Source organism: Actinoalloteichus fjordicus, assembly GCF_001941625.1.
Lineage (GTDB): Bacteria > Actinomycetota > Actinomycetes > Mycobacteriales > Pseudonocardiaceae > Actinoalloteichus_A > Actinoalloteichus_A fjordicus.
The window spans coordinates 1112087-1133053 of record NZ_CP016076.1; the positions used below are offsets into that span (position 1 = coordinate 1112087).

The 20967-nt window shown below is 67.3% G+C and carries 13 protein-coding genes and 1 pseudogene; 8 read left to right on the top strand and 6 right to left on the bottom strand.

Annotated features, from left to right (window positions below):
- The first annotated feature begins 143 nt into the window (after nucleotides 1–143).
- Nucleotides 144–788, top strand: coding sequence for an HAD family hydrolase (locus UA74_RS05160; protein WP_075765979.1), 645 nt, complete (start codon nucleotides 144–146; stop codon nucleotides 786–788).
- 19 nt (nucleotides 789–807) lie between these two features.
- Here the strand turns inward: UA74_RS05160 and UA74_RS05165 are convergent, their stop codons facing one another.
- Complete coding sequence (locus tag UA74_RS05165; RefSeq protein WP_232237633.1) at nucleotides 808–2094, bottom strand: helix-turn-helix domain-containing protein; 1287 nt, start codon at nucleotides 2092–2094, stop codon at nucleotides 808–810.
- 133 nt (nucleotides 2095–2227) lie between these two features.
- Between UA74_RS05165 and UA74_RS31525 the strand changes: the two genes are divergently transcribed.
- Both UA74_RS31525 and UA74_RS05170 read left to right on the top strand, forming a co-directional pair.
- Entirely contained in the window at nucleotides 2228–2389 is a 162-nt protein-coding gene (locus tag UA74_RS31525) for a hypothetical protein (RefSeq protein WP_157442165.1), read from the top strand.
- A 451-nt stretch (nucleotides 2390–2840) separates the two neighbouring features.
- Entirely contained in the window at nucleotides 2841–3242 is a 402-nt protein-coding gene (locus UA74_RS05170; protein WP_075763922.1) for a hypothetical protein, read from the top strand.
- A 274-nt stretch (nucleotides 3243–3516) separates the two neighbouring features.
- On the opposite strand, the pseudogene UA74_RS34235 reads toward UA74_RS05170, so the two are convergent.
- The 3 genes and pseudogenes from UA74_RS34235 to UA74_RS05180 all read right to left on the bottom strand — a co-directional run.
- Nucleotides 3517–3795, bottom strand: a pseudogene (locus UA74_RS34235) (hypothetical protein); the annotation flags it as partial.
- Nucleotides 3759–4172 (bottom strand): ML domain-containing protein, encoded by a 414-nt coding sequence (locus UA74_RS33320; protein ID WP_083682934.1) that lies wholly within the window; start codon nucleotides 4170–4172, stop codon nucleotides 3759–3761. The pseudogene UA74_RS34235 and the gene UA74_RS33320, both read right to left, overlap by 37 nt.
- 1532 nt (nucleotides 4173–5704) lie before the next feature.
- A complete protein-coding gene (locus UA74_RS05180) occupies nucleotides 5705–6517 on the bottom strand; it encodes a TrmH family RNA methyltransferase (RefSeq protein ID WP_075739271.1) in 813 nt (270 codons plus the stop codon).
- Nucleotides 6518–6754: 237 nt separating this feature from the next.
- On the opposite strand from UA74_RS05180, the gene UA74_RS05185 reads away from it, so the two are divergent.
- Nucleotides 6755–7564, top strand: coding sequence for a TrmH family RNA methyltransferase (locus tag UA74_RS05185; RefSeq protein ID WP_075743431.1), 810 nt, complete (start codon nucleotides 6755–6757; stop codon nucleotides 7562–7564).
- Nucleotides 7565–7817: 253 nt separating this feature from the next.
- The gene (locus UA74_RS05190; protein WP_083682935.1) at nucleotides 7818–8072 is read left to right on the top strand and encodes an acyl carrier protein; all 255 of its coding nucleotides are present in this window, start codon (nucleotides 7818–7820) and stop codon (nucleotides 8070–8072) included.
- On the opposite strand, the gene UA74_RS05195 is transcribed toward UA74_RS05190, so the two are convergent.
- On the bottom strand, nucleotides 8058–9824 hold the full coding sequence (locus UA74_RS05195) for an ABC transporter ATP-binding protein (RefSeq protein ID WP_075739273.1): 1767 nt from the start codon (nucleotides 9822–9824) through the stop codon (nucleotides 8058–8060). The two genes, UA74_RS05190 and UA74_RS05195, sit on opposite strands and share 15 nt — an antisense overlap.
- A complete protein-coding gene (locus UA74_RS05200) occupies nucleotides 9821–11674 on the bottom strand; it encodes an ABC transporter transmembrane domain-containing protein (RefSeq protein ID WP_198042930.1) in 1854 nt (617 codons plus the stop codon). The genes UA74_RS05195 and UA74_RS05200 overlap by 4 nt, the downstream gene beginning before the upstream one ends.
- Before the next feature lie 229 nt (nucleotides 11675–11903).
- Between UA74_RS05200 and UA74_RS05205 the strand changes: the two genes are divergently transcribed.
- From UA74_RS05205 to UA74_RS05215, 3 genes are read left to right on the top strand one after another with little or no spacing between them, the layout of a single operon-like run.
- Nucleotides 11904–13670, top strand: coding sequence for a non-ribosomal peptide synthetase (locus tag UA74_RS05205; RefSeq protein ID WP_075739275.1), 1767 nt, complete (start codon nucleotides 11904–11906; stop codon nucleotides 13668–13670).
- Entirely contained in the window at nucleotides 13667–15100 is a 1434-nt protein-coding gene (locus UA74_RS05210; RefSeq protein WP_198042931.1) for a condensation domain-containing protein, read from the top strand. The genes UA74_RS05205 and UA74_RS05210 overlap by 4 nt, the downstream gene beginning before the upstream one ends.
- Nucleotides 15093–20906, top strand: a complete 5814-nt coding sequence (locus UA74_RS05215; protein ID WP_075739277.1) for a type I polyketide synthase — start codon at nucleotides 15093–15095, stop codon at nucleotides 20904–20906. Before UA74_RS05210 ends, UA74_RS05215 begins: the two co-directional genes overlap by 8 nt.
- Nucleotides 20907–20967 lie beyond the last annotated feature (61 nt).

Consider the following 20967-nt stretch of genomic DNA (forward strand, 5'->3'; position numbering starts at 1 on the left):
CGTGTGGAGCCCAACGGCGGACTTCTGCAGCTCCGGATCGGCCAGTCTTCCGGCTGCTGTCCTACGGCGAGCTGGCAGTTCGGGGTGCGGCCTGCCTGTTGCTCGGGTCCCTCACGGTATGTATGGAACGTAGGAGTATGAGCATGGTGACTGCGGTGTTGTTCGACGTGGGCGAGACGTTGCTGGACGATTCGCGGGAGTGGGGTGCGTGGTCCGACTGGATCGGCGTTCCCCGCCATACGTTCTCGACAGTGTTGGGTGCAGTTACCGCCGCTGGCCGGGACAACGCCGAGACGTTCGAGTACTTCAAGCCCGGCTTCGACGTCGCGCGCGAACGGGCGCTGCGCGAGGAGGCTGGTCTCGGTGAGCGCATCGAGGACTGTGACCTCTACAGCGATGTGCGGCCCGGCTTGGCCGCTCTGCGAGCACGTGGCTTGTGGATCGGGGTGGCAGGCAATCAGACGGCTCGCGCAGCTGAGCTGTTGCGTGCGCTGGAGTTGCCGGTGGACTGCATCGCGACCTCCGGGGAATGGGGAGCCGCCAAACCCTCGCCCGAATTCTTCACCCGCGCCGCCCAGATGGTGCCCGACGGGCCGGGCGAGACGGTGTACGTCGGTGACCACCGGGATAACGACGTCGTGGCCGCGAGGGCAGAGGGGTTCCGCACGGCGTTGATTCGGCGCGGTCCATGGGGGTACCTGTGGGCTGACGATCCGCTGGTACGTCGCGATGCGGAGTGGGTGATCGATTCGATCCATGACCTGCCAGGTCTGCTGTTCTCCCGGTGAGCGGCTGGTGGTTGGCGGATCAACGAGCGCGGGCCCACGCCGCGAGGTCGAGCAGGCCAGTACTGGGCGCGTTGTGAGTGCGCAGCAATGTTGACAGGGACTGACGGACCTGCGGGTGGGTGCGAACGTGTTCGGGCGCGGCCTGCCGAGCGGTCTGAAGGCACAGGTAAGCGTCATCGTGGTAACCGAGGTCGAGTTGGGCACGGGCTAGATCGATGAAATAATGGGAGCGGCGCTCGGCTGGGAGCTCGTCGGGCGGATTCCAGGACGCCGCACGTTCGATACCCGGTGGATCTCGTAGTTCAACGGCGACCGCGAGTTCGTGTATGCGCAGGGAAGCCGGTCCGAACGCGGTGCCCAGGTAGATGCCCTCCGGCACGCCAACCGCAGCGCGACGAGCCTCACGCAGATGGTCGGTCGCCACGTCAGCCTTGCCCGCTCGGCCAGCCACCACCGCAGCGCGCATGTGCAGAGCACCGAACGCGGCCGACGAGGAGATCTGGTCGAGATCGGGCACGTGGTCAGTGGCAACGTCGAGAGCGCGGGCGGCGGTGTCCAGGTCGCCGGTGGCAAAGAAGCTTTCGGTGCGGACGTACGCCACGACAGCCAGCAACAGCGGGTCCTCGGCGATCTGAGCAGTCGAGCGCATCATGTCTATCAGCCGGGCGGACAAGTCCAGGTAGCCAGCCTTGAATGCAACGCCGTCAGCAGCCCGCAAGGCCAAGGTCAACAGGGCGGCGGCGTCGCGCCGACCTGCCGTGTCACCCAACTGACCGGCGCGGGCGAGTTCGGCGATGAGGCCGGGGAGGCGGCGGGCGAGACCGCCATAACGAGATTGAAGCCGATCGTCGCTGGCCCGGATGATCTCGCTGCGCAGGTCGTCCGGAGACCTGGTCGGTCCGTCGTCGGGCAGGTCCAACCGGTCAAGCGCACGGCGCAGGCGCGGGATGCCAGCATGGATGACGTCGACCTCGGGTACCGATTGGTTCCGGTGAACCATCCGCCCCGCCGCATTCGTCACCGGGCTCGACACAGACGAGCCCTGGGCCGTACTCGTGTCGGCCGCAGGTCGCCGAACGGTGCGCCGCAACAGGTCATCAAGTGCATCGAGTGAAATCTGTAGAGCGGCGGCGAGGCCGCGCCGCTGCCAGGGCTGAGGTGACTGGATCCCACGGTCCCAGCGTCCGATAGTGGTCCGCTCAACTCCCAGAGCCACGGCCAGATTCTCCTGGGTATAACCGGCGGCCTCGCGAGCAGCAGCAAGCGGGGTGACAGGCCGTGCTGCCATCGCGTGTACCCCTTCCATCCCCTTCCTTGCGCACAGTACTCGCCTAACTCCGCAGTGTAGGCAGGATCTCGCCTCACCTCTGCTTTTGGATTGTTCCGTCATCGACTGCAGCTGCCGATCCAGCCACGCACGTACTACATGCCTACGGAAGGTGCCGCGCACGCGGCGCAGACTCCTTACCGCGCGACAGTCCACTACAGCTGAGAAGCCCGAGGAAATCTTCGGCGCGGTCGAGGTGGAGATCGAGGGCGAACTGGCCCAGCTCGGCCCGACCGGGTACCGGCCGCTGCGGGTGCGCGACACCCTGTTCTGAGTGCCCCAAACGGCGACACCGTTCCGGCCCGGATAAGTGGCGGTTCCCAACGCCATTTGGCGGCTGATCTCCCACGCGTGCTCCGAAACTGTGCGAGGTGGCGGTGAACTGGCCCCGGTTCCCGATCGTCAGTGACGCCGGATGCGGTGATGACGACTCCCGGCCCGGGACGGGTGACTAGTCAACAGGAACGTTCGAGGACCACCGACCCACCACATCGAGACCCGGCGGCCACGACCCGATCGCCGGTCCGGCAGTGCGCAGCCGTCCGACCAACCAAAACACCGGTGTGGACGGTTGCCGATCGAGGAGGTTCGATGATGCGTCCGCCGATATGTCCAGGTCCCCTGGGCGCCCCGAACTTTGCGGACACCACCCCCGTTCGGGGGACGCGCCGCGACACACCGACCAACGGCGCAGCAACCCGTGATCAGGTCGCTACCGTTCGCACATGACTGCGTCGCAGACCCACTACACCGCCCACGCCACCCACCTGCTCCAGCGCATCATCCCGGAGTTCTTCCGTGACCTCGACGCGGACAACAGCGAGAAGCTGAAGCAGGCTTTCGACTCCGATGCGACGCTGCTTGTGGACGGCCGGCCCATCCAAGGCGCGGTCGCCATCGCCAACTATCTGGTGCAGTACAGGACCGAGCACGCGGTCCTCGCCGTCGACGCCCACCCGCTTGACGGGGAGAAGCACGGCGTGGAGATGCACGATTTGATCGTCCTGACGACGGGGTACGTCAGGCCCGTCGGGACGGAGTTGAGCCGGCCGTTCGCGTTCACGTTCCGCTTCAACTCCGGTAGCAACGAGCTGATCGCGAGTGGCGTCTACCGGATCACCCGATGACCCGGTCCGGGCCGTCTGCGACAGGCTGATAGTCGCGGAACGCCGGGGCGGATCCGCCGTGTCCTGGACCCCCTTGCCACCGGACGGGCAGAGCGGACCGCTCGTGCACCGGGAGCCGGGTGATCCGCTTCCCGCCCGCGGCGCGGGCCGGTCAGCCGCGTCGGCGGGGACCGGACAGGGCCTTGGCGGCCCGGTGCGCGGCGGCCAGGCCCGGTGTGACATAGCGCTGCACGCTGCGCAGGGACTTGTGCCCGGTCTTGGCGATGATCACGTCCGCGGAGACGTTGGCCTCGCCCAGGTGCGTGGCCGAGCTGTGCCGGAGTTGGTGGAGTCGGAGTCCGTCGCCGTAGTGCGCCAGCAGGACGCGGGCGCGGTCGTAGCCGGCCGTGCCCGCCCCGTCTCCGGGCAGACGTCCTTCGGGTCGGTGGTGGCGCGGTGGTGCGGTCCGGGCCGATACTCGGAGAGGAACAGCGGGCCCTCCGTGCGGCCCGCGATCAGGCGGGGCAGCAGGGGCTACTAGCGTCGGAAGTCGACATGCAGGAAGAGATCGCAGAAGTCCTTCTCCTCGCCGCCGCCGGTGAAGGACTGCACGTAGACGCGGAAGTCGCCCCTCGGGATCTCCTTCGGAAGGTTCATGGTCCAGGTCTGCTTCCACTCCCCGGCGGGCGGGTGGAGATCGCCGGACAGTTCCGCCCCGTACGCCTTGAGCAGCTCGGGAAGCATGTAGGTCCGTCGGAGCAGCGTGATCAACCCCAGCTTGACCTGGACCTGGCATTCGACCTCGGCCAGGTCGACCTGCTCGGCGAGCCGGGCGGTCAGGTCCCAGCGCAGTGGTTTCCCGGGCTCCGGGACCTCCGGGGTCAACGTGATGTCCTGCACCTGCAAGAGATAGGTCTCGTCGCTGCGGTCCTCGACCAGATCGGTAGCCATGCGCCGATAGTAACCGTACGCCTACTTCTAGTGTCCGGCTAGGGTTCGGGATCGGAACCGCCCCTTTGCGGAGGCGACCGTCGGCCGTCCGCGGCCGGGGACCGGCGAACCTGCGGCAGTCCCCGACCGGCATCGGCCCGCTCGGTCCACTGCGGATGATCCAGCGCAACCACGTGACCGGCGTCAAGCCGATGCCTTGCACTTCAGGCCGGCGTCAGGCGTTTTGGGCTCGACCGGTGGCGCCCAGGGCACGCCTGTTCTCCCTGCGGGAGCGGGGGTGGGTCCGACTGGGTCGATCAGCCGACCCGGCGACCACGGTCTCCTCGTGCGAGCGGGGTGAGCACGAGTACCCCGACGACATACCGGAAAGCCCCATATCTGCCTGCACAGAGGTTACCCAGTTCGTCATCGCTTCTAGACGTGGCGTGTGGAACACGGCCGAGGAGGGAACTCCAGATGAAGCCGGACATGACGACCGAGTGATGCCCCCCGTTCACACCAATTGTCTTGGAGCAGAACCAGAGCACGGGTACACGCGTAACGACGATCAACGGACACCCGACCACACCATGCAGCACCGTCTGACCTCACGATTCTCTATCATCGCAGGTCACGGCGCTGCGGAGATCGCGCTGGCAGTGTGAGGGTCAGGGGTTCGAGTCCCCTCAGCTCCACAATCACATAGCTTGACCGGGACGCCCGTTGACCTGCATGGACGAGGTCGGCGGGCGGTCGTGGCTTCTGTCCTTTGTGGACTGGCGCGTGCCGAGCCGGCGCAGAACTGGAGCAGCGCTGTTGATCAGGCGAAACTGGGTCAGGATCCGGCTCCAGCTCTACCCGACCGTCCCGGTGGAATGCACGAGACATCAGTGCCCTTTCTCGGGCGGACAGTGCGGATAGCTCGTCAAGCGGATCGGTACTGGAGTCGTCGGGCTCCACGTTCGTGGTGGCACCGACAGGCGGCGAGTGTCTTCTGAGGTGAGGCAGTACCTCGGCTAATTGCTCGCATCCGTTTCGGAGACCCGTCCCGGGTGAACAGTTGCGACGCCCTTACCTGCTTGAGCATTGCGTCCAGCATCCACCGACGGGCGCCCGTACCTGCCTGCGTAGGCCACTGAACGCTCCAGACGGCAGATCTGAGTAATCTCGGATAGGTGTGAACACCTCGCCGGGACGAGCGGCAGGGCGTCGACCTTGCCGGGGTGGAGGTCATCGTCGTCAACGACGGCGGGATGCCGGTCGAGAAGGTGATCGCCACAGCACGGGACTGCGGCCTGCCGGTCGCGGCGGTGACTCGGCCGCGCCGGCTTGGCCTGCCCAGCCCGCAACATCGGCCTGGACCTCGCGAGCGGCCGGTATGTGGCGTTCCTCGACGACGATATCGACGTCTTCGAGCGCATCGAACAGGACGTGTAAGCCCTCTCGGCGGAGAGGGAAATACGCCGCCGGATCTCCTGGACCTCGTCGACGAGGTCCTCGTGCCGTCCTCGGATCGTGGTCGGGCGTCCGCGATCCGGGCCAACTCCCATCGGTCACTCGGCAGAGCCGACCAGGTGACGTCTCGCCTCATACAGCAGCACGCCCGCAGCGACGGCCAGGTTGAGTGACTCAGCGGTGCCCACCATCGGGATTCGCACACAGTGATCACCGCGGTCGATGAGGTCTTCGGGGAGCCCGTCGCCCTCGCTGCCGAGCAGGATGGCGATCGGCGTGCGGTACTCGGTGGACCAGTGCTCGTCATCGGCCCGGCCGGAGGTGGTGACGACCTGCACGCCGTGCTCGCGGACCCAGTCGAAGAAGCCGTCGGCAGTCCGGACGTGTGCAACGTCGACCGCGAACAGCGATCCCATGCTCGCCTTCACCGCAGCGGGTGCGAACGGGTCGGTGCAGTCGCCGACCAGGATCACTCCTGCGCCGCCGACCGCGTCGACGGTGCGGATGATCGTCCCCAGGTTGCCGGGGTTCCCCACCTCGTGCAGGACGGCGAACACCGCACCCGGGGTGACTTCGAGTGTCTTCAGCTCGCTGGTCCGGCCCCGCACGATCGCGGCGAGCCCTGGCGGGCTGTCTCGGTCGGACAGCCGTTGGAACAGCTCCTTGCTGAGTCGTGCCACTCGCACGCCCCGCGCCTCCTGCTCGGCCACCATGGCACTCGCCGCCGACTCGCGGAGCAGGTCCGGGGCGACCAACAGGGTCTCGATCGGCCAGCCCGCTGCGACCGCCCGCCAGACAGGTTGGATGCCCTCGACGACGAAGGCGCCTTCACGCTGGCGACGCCGTCGGTCACCCAGCGCCCGTACCCGCTTGACCAGCTGATTCGACGCGCTGCTGATGATTTCGGTCATCTCCGGTCCGTTCCTTGCCATGATCCCTGTCTCGACACCGCACGGTATCTGTACGCGAGCTTCGTGCTGCTGGCGACCACACGGAAGGCGGGTGCCCGGCGCTCCGGAACCTGAGCGGGACGAACTGTCCGTGACCAGGCCTTAGCGTTCCCGGTGTCGGTTGGGAACTGCGCATTGGCGTTGCGGACGGTGCGTTACTATAAGTTCCGACACTGGTGGCGCGGCGATAAGGTAAGGGTGAAATTGCAACACATCGGAGCGCAGCATCCGCGGATTCGCCAACTCATATCGATTCAAAAGAATTCGGCACCGAATCCGCACAAACTCTTCGTCGCGGAAGGCCTGTGGGCGCATAACCTGCTGCTCAACAATGACGTGACGGTCGATGCGTTCTTCTGGTGCCCGGAAGCTGCTTACGGTGATGAGGCCCGCAAGCGTGCCGACGAGCTGATGAGTCGCGCCAATTCGGCGTACCAGATTTCCGCGAAGACGCTTGAGCGGATCTCCGAGCGGGACCGGCCGGACGGATTGATATCGCTTGCGGCCCTCCCGCGATATACGCCTGCGGACGTGCAGCTGCCGCCGAATGCGCTGGTGATCATCGCCGATGGCATGGAGATCCCCGGCAACCTCGGTACCCTCATCCGCACCTTCGACGCCTGTCGTGGTGATTGCCTGATACTGACGAACCGTCGCACTCGACTCACGCATCCGAAAGTGTTCCGGGCCAGCCAGGGGATGCTGCTGACGACGCCTATCATCGAGTTCGACCAGATCGAGGACGCCGTCGACTGGCTGCGCGAATGGGACGTCGAGGTGTACCTCAGCGATACCAGAGACTCGCGCAACTATCGGCAGTATGATTATGGGAAGGGTCGCACGGCGTTTGTTCTCGGCGCCGAGCGGTACGGGATACCGAAGGCGTGGAGCCAGCCCGACTTCAACCGGGTGTTTGTGCCGATGCTCGGCAATGCCGACTCGCTTAACGTCTCGGTCTCGGCGGCCGTCCTGTTGTATGAGGCAAGGGCGCAGAAAGAAGGCTGGTGACTTTCGGTTGCCCTGTGTGATCAACTGCCACGGTCGGACATGACGGTCGATCGTGGTGGATCACCTGCTGCGGACTCAATCATTGATCCCGAACCGCACCCCATCCCCTCCCGACACGCTATGGTTTGACGGTGTCGAGAGTCGGGAGTGGCTGGCCGAATGCGGGGTCGCTCCGGGCTACGGCTACATTCGTGACTGATGCCCCGCCCGGTGAGCGCCGGCGGCGGACGCGACGCGCAGGAGGTTGTCGACGATGGCAGTGTACGAAGGAGCAGTTGCCCAGGTGTGGGCCGACGTTATCGGGGTGGATGTCTCCGAGGTCGATACGGTCACCAGCTTCTTCGATGTCGGGGGAAATTCATTCCTGCTGATCAAGTTGGTCGACGAACTAAATTCGGTCCTGGGCATCGAGACGGACATCGTCGCATTGTTGGAATACTCGACGATCGAAGAGTTCGTCGCCCACTGCAACTCTCGGCTTGACCGTGCGGAGTCAGAGCCAGCTTGACCATAACCGGGCGTAGGCGCCGCCCTGGTCGAGAAGATCCTGATGGGAACCGACCTCGACGAGTCGTCCGTGCTCCATCACGGCGATCCGATCCGCGTCGTAAGCCGTGTGCAGACGGTGCGCGATCGCGATGACCGTGCGACCCGCAAGCACGGTCGCAAGCGCCCGCTCGAGACTTCGGGCCGAGCCCGGACTCAGCTGAGAGGTCGCTTCGTCGAGAATGACCACCGGCGGATCTGCCAACAACAGTCGGGCCAGGGCAAGCTGTTGCGCCTGGGCATCCGTGAGCGGCTCCCCGCTGGTGCCGACCGCAGTGTCCAACTTCTCCGGGAGGTCGGCGACCCAGCCGCTCGCGCCAACCGTCTCCAGCGCCGTCCACAGCGCGACGTCGTCGGGCTGTGGACGCACGTCCCGACCGGCCCGCGAGGTGGACATCTCGAGGTTGTCCCGGAGCGAGCCACCGAAGATGTACTGGTCCTGGGTCACCAGCATCACGTGCTGGCGCAGTTCGTGCAGCGGAATCTCGTGCAACGGCACGCCAGAGATGTGCACGGCGCCTGCACGTGGATGGTAGATCCCGGACAGCAGCCGGGCGAGCGTCGACTTGCCGCTTCCGGTCTGACCCACGATGGCGAGCCGCTCGCCGGGCCGCACCGTGAGGTCGATCCCGTGCAGCACGTCCGGCCCGTCTTCATAGCCGAACTGAACGGCGCTCGTGGACAGGTCGGCCGAAGAAATGGTGCGGTCCTGGCTCGTCGGTGCCGGCTTCGTCGTGGTGTCTGCGACGCCGAGCAGACGCGCCAGCGACACCTTTCCCTGCTGGAGCGTGGGCACCCAGTCAAGCAAGACCTCGAGGGGAACCATCGCCTGCAGGATGTACAGCGTCGCAGCGGTGACCTGGCCCAGGTCGACCCAGCCTTGGCCGTAGGCGTACCCGCCGAGCAGCAGGGCCAAGGTCAGCGGCGCGACGAAGAGGAACTCCTCGACCGGGTAGAGGACCGTCCGCAACCGCAGCGTCCTGCCGACGGCGCCGTACCAGGATCGGGTGTCCTGACCGGTGCGGCGCATCCGGTCGGCCTCCAGGCCGAATGCCTCGACGGTGCTCGCACCCGCAACGGTGGCTGACAGGCCTTCTGTGATGCGTGCCGAGGCTTCGGCTTCGCGGAGGTACGCGCCGTAACTGCGGGACAGGTACCACCGGTTGACGAGTACGAGAGGCGGCGCGATGACCAGCAGCGCGAACGCGAGCTGCCACGACACCAGCAGGATGGCACCGACACTGAGCACGATCCACACCACTGCTTCGGTGACCTGGGGTACCGCGAGCTGCATGGTTCGTCGCAACATGTCGACGTCCCGCGAAGCGCGCGTCACCAGATCGCCGTCGTCGGATCTCTCGACGTCGGCCAGGGGAAGCGCCAGCGCATCGTCGACGAACTTCTCCCGAATCTCGGCCAGGACCGTCGCGGCCAGTCTGCCCGCCGAACGGAAGGCGACACGGATCAGGAAGACCTGGATCAGAGTGAATCCGAGTAGGGCGCACGCGAGGACCGTCACGTGGCCGACCGTCGTGCCGTCGCGCACGGACTGAACCATGTCGCCCAGCAGTCTGGGCCCGACCAGACCGCTCGCTGCGGCCAACCCGTACTGCAGCAGAACCACGGCCAGATCCCGCTTGTGGCGACGCGCGAGCGTCCCCACGAAGCGGCGGATCGTCTTCTCGCCTGCTACGGGAAGCGTGCGCGCGCTCATCGGCCTGCCTCTAGTGCGTCGTTGCGCCTGACCAGATCCCGATATTCGGCATGGGTAGCCAGTAGTTCCTTGTGCGACCCCGTGGCCGTCACTCGACCGTCGACGACATAGGCGACGAGTCCGGCTTGCTGTAGCAACAACGGACTCACCGTGAACACGACCATGCTTCGGCTGTCCGGGAGAGCCTCGTGGTGCCTGGCCAGATTGGTTGCGATGGTGTGCTCCGTGTAGGCGTCGACGGCGTTGGTCGGTTCGACGAGCAAGGTGACGTCGGCGTCGGCCAGAATCGCGCGAGCCAGTCGCAGACGTTGTAGCTCGCCACCCGAGAACGTCCTGCCCCGGCCACGCATCTGCGTGTCGGAGCCGTTCGGCAGCGAATCGATGATGTCCGCTGCGCAGGAGACCTCGAGTGCGGCCGCGAGCTCTTCCGGAGTGGTGGTCTCCGACGGTGCGATCTCATGCTGGATGGTCCCGCCGAAGAACCGGTCGCTGTTGCGCGCCAGCAGCACCCGGGAACGCACGACAGCCAGCGGCAACGAAGCCAGCGGCTCGCCGTCCAACGTGACATCGCCGGAGTCGCCGAAGCGAGCCAGTCGTCGGGCGAGCGGGTCCGCTGTGGACGAGTCGGCGCACACGACTGCCAGCAACGTCGACGGCGGGACCTCCAGACCCGAGGTCCGATCGACCAGGTGTGCCGCGCCCTTGTTCTCGGCCGCCACCGTCGATCGCGCTCGGTCCGGTGCCTCGGTGTTCAGCAACGCCGTGACACGGCTGGCGGAGACCAACGCCCTGGTCACCTGTTTCGCGCCTTCCATGATGTCGTTGAGGGGGAGGGTGAGAAAGACTGCGAATGCGTAGAACGAAACCATCTGGCCGACCGTCACCTGCTGATCGAGCGCGAAGCGAGCCGCGGTGTAGGTGGCGATCGCGGCGATCAGGCCCGGCATGAGGACGCGCGCCCCGTCGAGATTCGCTTCGGCCTGCGCCACCTTGGTGTCCGCGACCCGCAACTGTGCGGAATCGGTGTGGAAAGCCGTCGAGAACTGCTTCTCCCCGCCGACCCCGCGCAGCACCCGCAGGCCTGCGGCGATGTCGACTGCTCGTGCCGACAACCGGCCTTGCTGAGACCGGTACTCGTCCTGATTCCGGTGCAGGGGACGCAAGAGAAGTCCGCTGAGCACGAGTAGCGCGGGAACCATGACCAGGACCATCAGCCCGAGCGGCACCGAGATCGTGAGCATGAAGATGGTGACCACGATGACGGCCACGATTGAGCCGAGGAACCGGCCTGCGTGTAGCAGCCCGTTGCCGATAGTGGTCACATCCGACGTCACCGTCGCGGTCAGGTTGCCGACATCCTGCCCTCGCGAGAGCGAGCCGCCGAGCTTGGTGACGTGCCGCGTGACCGCCTGCACGGTCAAGCCTGCGGACACGGTACGGCTGATGACGGTCTGTCGATAGAACGCGATTCCTGCGGCCGCTCTCACCACGCCGAGTAGTAGGATGACTCCGGACCAGTAGATCAGGGCGCCGCTGTCGCGGCCGGTGATGCCGAGGTCCAAGGCCTGGCCGAGGGCGACCGGAATGAATGCCTGGCTGGCATTCCACACTGCTGACGTCACCATTCCCCAGGCCGTGCTGGCCTTCTGACGCGAGACGAGCCAGAGGAGATATCTGGCTGCCGAGCGATGGTCGATTGCTTGCGCACCGAGCTCGGGGATGCGTCGCATGGCTGGAGGGGACTCCTCTATCGGCGTGTTGATCGTGCGGCAGCCTAGCGTCCGGCTACTTCGGTGGATAGGCCTGGCGGATGTCGGCGCGTGCGACGGGCCGCCCCGCTGTGCGCTCATCTCCCCGTCGGTCCGCCTGGTGTCGCTGACATCGTGGTGCCTGCGGGCTCCCATCCGTTTCACGCCGAGACGGCCTTGGCTGTTCGACCGACAGTAGATGAATCACGCCGAGACGGCCTTGGCTGTTCGACCGACAGCAGATGAAGAATGATCTTATATCGTGAGCTTTCGCAGTCTAGTGTGTTGACTCGCCGCCGGAGATGTTGTGACCTAGGGGAAGATTTGCCTCGTGAGTGGACTGTCCTTACTCGAACAGATCAGTGACATCGCTGCAAGTGACCCGCGTCGGCCTGCGGTGCGTGCAGGCGAAGGACTGCTCGACTACGGCGAAGTGATGTCGACGGTGACCGATCTGCGCGATCAGCTGCGCGCGCAGGGAGTCGGGCCGGAAGACGTGGTGGCAACCGTGTTGCCGCGGGGCGGTAATCCGATCATCGCCATGCTGGCCATCTGGATGGCGGGTGCGGCGTATCTGCCGGTCGACGTGAAATGGCCCGAGCGGCGGCGTGAGCTCGTCCTCGGCGAGGTGGCGACCTTCGCTCTGGAGATGTCCGACGGCGAGGCGCATGGTGGCATGCCGGGTGAATCCGGGTTCCGCATCCGACGCCTGCGCGAAGGTCACACCCGGGTCGACGGTGCGAGCGCGACCGAGCGGAATCTGGCCTATGTCCTCTGCACGTCCGGCTCCACCGGTACCCCGCTGGCCGTCGGTGTCGAGTTCGGCGCGTTGGACAACTACGCACGATACCTCCTCGACCTGGTGAGGCAGCCTGCTCTGCACTCCGAGGGCGACCTGCGGGTACTGCTGTCGGCCGATCTGGCTTTCGACGCGTCGCTCCGGCCCGTGCTGCTGCTCGCGGCGGGCGCCGAGCTCATCGTCGCGCCGGACCTGACGGAGGGCTCGTGGCAGGACCACATCGACTGCATCGCCGAGCACAAGGTCACGGTCCTCAGCGGCGTGCCGTCCTGGTACTCCGGGCTGTTGGGTGCGGGTTACGTACCCGGTGACTCCGCAGTGCAACTGGCCTTCATCGGTGGCGAGGCGGTGCCGAACGGCGTCGTGCGCCAACTGGCCGCGAGTCAGTCCGTCGTGGTGCAGTACGGACCTACGGAGACGACGGTCGCGGCGACGGGCGGTCGGCTCGTCGACGACGAGTTCCTGGAAGCACCGATCGGCGTACCCGTGCCGGGGGCGCAGATCCAGCTGTACCGCAACGTCGAGTTCGACCCGGCGATCGACGGCGAGCCTGCCTACCTGTATGTGGGCGGCGCGGGCGTCGCGCGCGGATACCTGAGCAACCCGCGGCTGACCGCAGAGCGATTCACCCCGAACCCCTCCGGCCCGCCGGGGTCGCGACTGTTCCGGACCGGCGATCTCGCGAAGGTGTCGCCGCAGGGCGCCTACAGTTTCCTGGGACGGTCGGACGATCAGGTCAAGATCAGCGGCAGGCGGATCGAACTCTCCGAGATCTCGACGGTCCTCAACCGGCATCCCGCTGTCGCCCAGTCGGTCGCCTTCGTCGACCGGGACTCCCCGAACCCCTTGCTCGTCGCCTGCTACGTCGGTGATCGTGGCGCGGCCGAATCGGGAGAGGAGGCCGGTGTTCGGGAATACCTGGCCCGCGAGCTCCCGAGCTACGAGGTGCCCGCCGTGGTTCGGCGCGTGGAGTCCATGCCGATGACCGAACGCGGGAAGGTCGATGTCCCGGCGCTCGCGCGGCTGGTGAAGCCTGCGGAGACCGACGCACGGGACGAGGAGCCCGATGATCCCGCCATGACCGACGTCGAGAAGAGGGTGATCGCGATCGTGCGCTCGACGTTGGATCTTCGGTGCTCGCTCGACGACGAGTTCTTCACGCTGGGTCTCAGCTCGCTGGACTCGCTGAACATCCTGGCCCAGATTCGCGAGGAACTCGGCGTCCGAGTGCGATTACGGGACTTCTTCCAGGCGCGCACCACTCGGAACCTCTGCAAGCTCATCGGGGACGTCAGTTGACTGGCGCGGCTGTGCGCAAACACGCCTTCCCGCTCGGTCCACTGCAGGAGCAGATCTGGCGCTTCTGGCGCCAGAACCCCCGGAGCACGGCATACATCATGCCGGAGGTCTATCTCTTCGACGGCGCCTTCGACGTCGCTGCCGTCACGTTCGCCTTCGACGAGACGGCGCGCCGCCACGAGTCCCTGCGAACAACCTTCCACGAGGTCGACGGCGCCGTCGTGCAGGTCGTCAGCCCCGATCCGGCGCACGCTCCGGTCGAGGTGCTCGATTTCCGGGAGCTGTCCGGGGCCGTGCAGGCCGAGCAGTTGGAACGCGCCATCACCGACGCGGCCAACTCGACATTCGACCTGACCCGCCTGCCTGCGATCAGGCTCACCGCCATCCTCCTGTCGGACAGACGGACGGGGCTGGTCCTGTCCGCTCACCAGATCATCTGCGACGGCAGCTCGATGGCGCTCGTCGTCGATGATTTCGGCGAGTTGTACCGCTCGGCCCGTGCGGGCACGACGCCGGAGCTCGTGCCGGTCACGCCGGGATATGCCGCCTTCGTGACGGAGCAGCTCGCGACCCTTGCCGACGACGCATCCCGCGACGACCTGGTGTCCTGGACCGAACGGCTCACGGGAGCCACCGGCAGCGTGCTGCCGGGAGACTCCCGGAAAGCGGTGGGCGATCCGGCGGCGTCGGACACCGACGATCTGTCCACCACATTACTGTCCACCACGCTCGACGACCGGCTGGCCGACGAGGTGGTGGCGTACGGGCGTCGTGCCGGGTCGACACCGTTCTCTGTTCTGCTCGCTGCGATGAACGTCATGATCGCCGCCGCCACCGGCGAGGGCGACGTGTGTGTCGGGACCGCGACGAGCTGCCGGACCCCGAAGTTCGCGCGCACCGTGGGAATGCTCACGAACCTGGTCGTGGCGCGCTCCCGGATCGATCTGTCTGGCACGTTCGCCGAAGCATCATACGAGGTGTCGCTGAACCTGCTGGATGCCATTGATGACCAGGACCTGCCGTTCAGCCGGGTGTCGGATCTGTGGCGGGAGAACGGATCCCTCGCCGACACCGAACTGGTCCGGACGACCTTCTCCGCAGGCGCCAGCGGTGGGCTGGCCCTGGGCGAGGGCAGTCTGTCGGAGCGGGTGGCGCGTACCTCGCAGGGGCCCTTCGCCCTCGGCGTCGTCTGCGACATCACCGAGGCAGGCATCGCTCTCGACTGGCAGTACGCGCTGCGCGCCTACTCGCCCCGGCTCTCTCTCGGCTATTGCGACGCGTATCAGCAGATCCTGACGATGTTGTTGAGGCAGCCCGACGCGGCGATGGACTCGCTCGGGATCACGGAGGTACTGCCTCGGGTCGACGCGGTCCCTGCGGAACGAGCCGACGGTCGGAGGCGCGGGGTGGGGGGAGAGGCAGATGCGTGAGCCGCTGGCCATCGTGGGCATGGCGTGTCGAGTCCCTGGTGCCGCCGATTACCGTGCGCTGTGGGCCAATGTCGAGGCAGGCTCGACGGGCATGGTGGAGGTCAGCGAGCAGGATCGTGAGCGCGAGGGGATCGTCCTTCCGCCGGACGTGAGACATCCTTACGTGCCCGTGGCCGCGCCGCTTGAGGACCACGACAGGTTCGACAACGCCGCCTTCGGCATCACCGCAGGCGAAGCCAACGGCGTCAATGTCAATCACCGCGTCATGATGGAGGTCGTCCTCGAGGCGTTGGAGGACGCAGGCTGCGACCCGCTGCGGCACTCCGGCAAGATCGGTCTGTTCGCCGCAGGCGGTGCGGCCTCGCCGATCACGGTCCTGGAGCGCATCGGCGACGCCCGGTGGGGCGATGCCGCGAGGCCGCTCAGGTCGTCGGAAGCGGTCAACTGGGTGTCGCTGCTCGATCACGACCTCCTGTCGACTCGGATCGCCTACGCCCTTGATCTCCGTGGCCCGTCCATGACGGTCCAGAGTGCCTGCTCCAGCTCGCTGGTCGCGCTGCACCTCGCCAGCCAGAGCGTGCTGTCCGGTGATTCCGATGTGGCCGTGGCCGGGGGCGTGAACGTCGAGCACCCGCATCGGGCGGGCTATTACCACCAGCCGGGCGGCATCTGGTCCTCGGACGGCCGCTGCCGTCCGTTCGACGCGTCCGCCGATGGCACGATCTCGGCGAGCGGGGCGGGCGCGGTGGTGATCAAACGACTCGACCACGCGCTCGCCGACGGAGACGCGATCCACGCCGTCATCCGCGGTAGCGCCATCAACAACGACGGCAGACGCAAGGCCGGGTTCACGGCGCCGAGTGTGAATCAGCAGAGCCAGGTCATCAGCGCGGCGCTGGCCGCTGCGGACGTGGCGAAGGGCGACATCGGCTACCTCGAGACCCACGGAACCGCGACCGAGATCGGGGATGTCGTCGAGTGGGCGGGCTTCGAACGTGCCCTCGGTGCCGAGGGCACGCGGTGCGCCATCGGCGCCGTCAAAGGCAACGTCGGCCATCTGGGTGCGGCAGCAGGCGTCGTCGGACTGATCAAGGCCGCACTCGTGGTCAGCCACGGTCGGATCCCGCCGGTCGCGAACTTCGTGCGGCTGAATCCGAGGATCACGGCGGGCCCCAGGCTGTTCGTGCCCGCAGACTCGACGGCCTGGGAGGACGACGGACGTCCGCGACGCGCCGGGGTGAGCTCGATGGGCGTCGGCGGTACCAACGCGCACGTCGTACTGGAGCAGGCGCCGGTGCGCGAGCAGACCGACGCGCCGGGCGACGGCGCGTACCTGCTTCCGGTCAGTGCCGCCTCGGCGCGCAGCGCAGAGAAGACGATGGACCGGGTGGCGGATTTCGTCACCGAGGACCCGGACTCCCTCGGCCGACTCGCCCACACGTTGACGACGGGCCGACGGGTGCTCGCCCACCGGCAGGCCGCCGTCGTGACCAGGCGCGATCAGCAGGTTGGCACGTGGCGGACGGCGGTTCGGCGGGCGAAGAAGAACCCCCACACCGTTCTCGTGTTCTCGGGGCAGGGGAGTGCACTCGGTGACCTGACGGTGGCCGAGGAGGAGATCGACGGCTTCGCCGACGCGTTCTCGGAGGCGCTGTCGAGCCTGGCGGTCGAGGACCGGCCGCTGGTGGCGGCCCGTCTCACCGGAGCGCCGGAGACCGAGCCCACACCGCGGATCACCGAGCTCGCGATGCTCGTCCGATCCGTGGCGATCGCGAGGTCGTTGCTCGGCGACGGCATCCAGCCTCGGTCCTTGTGCGGATACAGCCTTGGCGAGCTCGCCGCAGGCGTGGTCGGCGGAGTGTTCACCCTGGCCGAGGCTGCCACTGCGCTCACGGAGCGTGCCCGCATCCTGGCGGGTGCTCCGCCCGGCGAGATGATCCGAGTGCGGCTGCCCGAGGAGTCGGCGGCCCAGTACCTCAACGATCGTGTGTCGTTGGCAATCGTGCCCGGTGCCAGGGACTGCATCCTCAGCGGTGAGTCGCTCGCGATCGACGCGGTCGCGGCCGAGTTGCGGGCCGCCAAGGTCGCCTCGGTCCGGATTCCGGTCGCGCACCCTTATCACAGCGCGGTCCTGGAGCCGTTCCTTGAGAAGTACGCCGCGACCTGGGCCCAGATCGACCTGCGGCCCCCGACGCTGCGGCTGATGTCGCCGACGGCCGGCGGCCCACTCGACGAGGCGACTGCGCGGGACCCCGCATTCTGGGCAGGCCAGTTGGTCCGGCCGGTCCGGTTCGGTGACACGCTGAGCGCTCTGCGGTCCGACGGCGCGGATCTGGCCGTCGTCCTGGATTCCGGCACGGGCGTCACCCCGTTCGTCAAGGACGTGTTCGGTACCGACGCGGTGGCCATGACCACCGCAGGCCAGGCGGGGTACGACGCGAACTCGCGCGCCCGGCTTCTCGCGACGGCCTGGACGGCCGGGCACGACAAGGTGCTCCCGTCCACCGCCGAGCGCCGCGTGGAGGGCGCGCGAACCGCCGTCGTCCATGCCCCCACCTACGCGTTCGACCGGGACGACCGCGTCCGGGACGACGAGAAGAGGCACGAGCCCATGTCGGTGGAATCCAGCCCGGCTCGCGGTTCCGGTGGGCCACCGCTGCCGTCGCTCGCGCCTGAACCGGCGCAGGCCAAGGTTCAGGCGCCGGAGCCGATGTCGGCGCAACCTCCGCCCACCGCCGACCGCGACGGCATCGAGGAAGGCATCCGGCGGGTCGTCGCGAAGCTGGTCGGGCTCCCGCTGCACGAGGTGTCGCCGAGCACGTCCTTCATCAACGCCGGGTACGACTCGTTCCTGCTCATTCAGTTGGCGGATGCGCTGTCGGACGAGTTCAAGGTCGCCGTCGACGTCCGCCTGCTGTACTTCGAGCGGGACACGCCCGCCCTCCTGGCCGAGCACCTCGTCGACATCGTGCCTGCGAGCTGGCGCCCGTCGGGCGACGTGGCAGCGTCCGCCCCGGCCCCTGCACCGGCCCGCGTGCCTGCCCCCGCACCGGTCCGCGCCCCCGCGCCGCAGCCAGAGCCTGCTCCTCAGCTTGAGGAGACCGCCGACGCCCCTGCGGAGGAAGAGCAGGAGTGGGCCAGGCGTACCCCGGTGTCGAAACGAGTCACCGAAGAGGACCGGTACACGCTCGTCGACCAGCGGAACGTGGTGTTCTCGCTGCGTACGGGCCGCCGCGAGGTGAGCTATCCCGTGGTCGGGGTCAAGGGTGAGGGCTCGCACTTCGTCGACGTGGACGGCCGCGAGTACCTCGACCTGTGCATGGGCTTCGGCGTCACCATGTTGGGACACGCGTCCGAGCCGGTGAAGCAGGCTCTGCGCTCCTTCGAGCCCTCCGACCTGTTGCTGGGCCCGCAGTCGTCGACCGCGGGTGACGTCGCCCGAGGCATCGCGTCGTTGACAGGGGTCGACCGGGTCGGCTTCGCCACCTCGGGCACCGAGGCGGTCATGGCCGCTGTGCGCGCGGCTCGCGCCAAGACCGGGCGAGACCTGCTCGCGGTGTTCACCGGTTCGTTCCACGGCACGTTCGACGGAGTGCTGGTCGCTCCTCGGGCAGGCGGACTGCCGGGTGAGGCGACGACCCTCGGCCGGGGCACGCCTGCCGGGATGGTTCAGGACGTCCTCGCCGTCCCGTATGACGAGTCGGCGATCCCCATCCTCGAGTTCTACGGCGACCGCTTGGCGGCGGTGTTGGTCGAGCCGGTCCAGAGCCGACGCCCCGGCTACCAGCCCGGCGAGCTGTTGCAGCGGCTTCGCACGCTCACCAGCGAGCTGGGTGCCGCCCTGATCTTCGACGAGATCATCACCGGGTTCCGGTGCCATCCGGCCGGTGCGGCCGGCTACTTCGGTGTCCGACCGGATCTGGTCACTTATGGCAAGGTCATCGGCGGCGGCATGCCCATCGGAGTCATCGCGGGCGAGGCGGAGTTCATGGCGCCCATCGACGGCGGTCGCTGGCGGCAGGGCGACGCCGGGCTGCCGCATCGGCCGAGCATGGTGTTCTCCGGAACGTTCAGCAAACAACCGATGGCGATGGCCGTCGCGCAGCACATGGTCGGATATCTGCGGAAGGAGTCGCCTCGGCTGCAGGCCGACCTCACCCGGCGGACTGCCGATCTCGCCGAGGCGATCAATGCACACTCGGCGGCACACGGTTATCCGGTCACGGTCGAGAACTTCTCGTCCCTGTTCCGTATCAACGTCGGCGGCTCCGAGCGAGCGGAGAACATGTTCTTCCTTGGCCTGCTCGGCCGTGGTGTCTATGTGTGGGAGGGGCGCACCTGCTTCCTCTCCGCTGCACACGACGATGCGGACTGCGAGCGAATCGTGCGGACCGTCGCCGAGACCTCGGCCGAGATCGCCGCGAGCGGCCTCTGGCCGGGAATCGGAGCAGCGGTCGCACCCGCACGGCCGCTGTCGCCTCAACCACCGAGTCCCCCCGACGAATCGTCGCCGGTCGTCGGCCAGGCCCCGCTCACCGACGGTCAGAAGCTGCTGTGGATGAGCAGCGAACTGGGCGGCGATCGCGGCGCCTCGTATCGCATGTCCGACGTGCGCCGGATCGAGGGCGCGATCGACGAGAAGCGGTTGGCGGCCGCCATCGCCTCGGTCGCGCAACGACACGAGGCGATGCGGATCGGATTCGATCAGGATGGCGCGGCGCAGAACTCCGTCGCCCACGCCGTTCCGAAGCTGACCACGTGCGCCATGAGTGACGCGTCGCCGGAGGACGTCGAGGCCCTCCTCAGCCGGTTCGCGAAGCGGCCGGTCGACATGTCGGTCCCGTCGCTGTTCCAGTTCCACCTCGTTCAGACCGGCGACGTCTCGTTCCTACAGGCCACCGCGCCGCACGCGGTGGTGGACGGCTGGTCGTTCGAGGTTCTGTGGGCGGAACTGTCGTCCTGCTACCTGGGGGATGCGGCGAGCCACGCCCTCGCCACGCCTGCGAGCTTCCTGGAGTATGCGCGGTTCAAGCGAGCCGAGGAGGACGCACAGTTCGACACGAACGCCGCGCTGTGGCGCCCAAGGCTGGACAGCTTCTGGACGGCGGGCCGAATGATCGACGGTAGCGGGCCGTTCGTGCCGGTCACTCGCATCGATTCATTCTCCGAGACGAGTCTGGCTGACTTGCGCAGCGTCTCGCGCACCAGCCGGTCCACGATGCACACTGCGGCGCTGTCGGCGGTGACGGTGGCGTCGGCGCTGCTCATGGGCGTACCGCAGGCGATCGTGATGGCCCACCGGACCGGGCAACCGCACTACGCAGGCAAGCCGCTCGTCGGCTTCTGCGTGGACCAGCTGCCGGTCGTCGTGGAGCTCTCCGACGATCGCAGCCTGACGGACGTGACCAGGGACGTCCAGCTGCAGCTCGTGGACACCTCGAACGCCACAGCAGGCCTGTACCGGCTGCTGCAGGACCGGCGCTACCGCAGGCTTCCTGCCGCTCTCCTCGCGTTCGACTACGCGCACGAGAGCCAGGGGGACCTGTTCGGGTTCGCGGCCGCACCGGTGGCGATGCCGCGCGAGGCCATGCCCCGGCCGGTGATGGTGACCGTCGAGGAGCACAGCGCCGGCTTCGAGATCATCTCGGAGGTGTCGCAGGCCAGCGACCTCGCGCCGTACGCGGTGGACCTGGCAGTCATGGTGGAGCAGGTGCTGTCTAATCCCACCGTCCCGCTCGGTGAACTGCGCCAAGGCCGGTCTAGTCGTGGATCGAATTTCGATCAATCGAATGAGCGTGACAGTTAATCTATATCCACGACCTGAGGGTCATCGGAGGATGGGGGTCCAGATTGTCGAGCGACCGGAC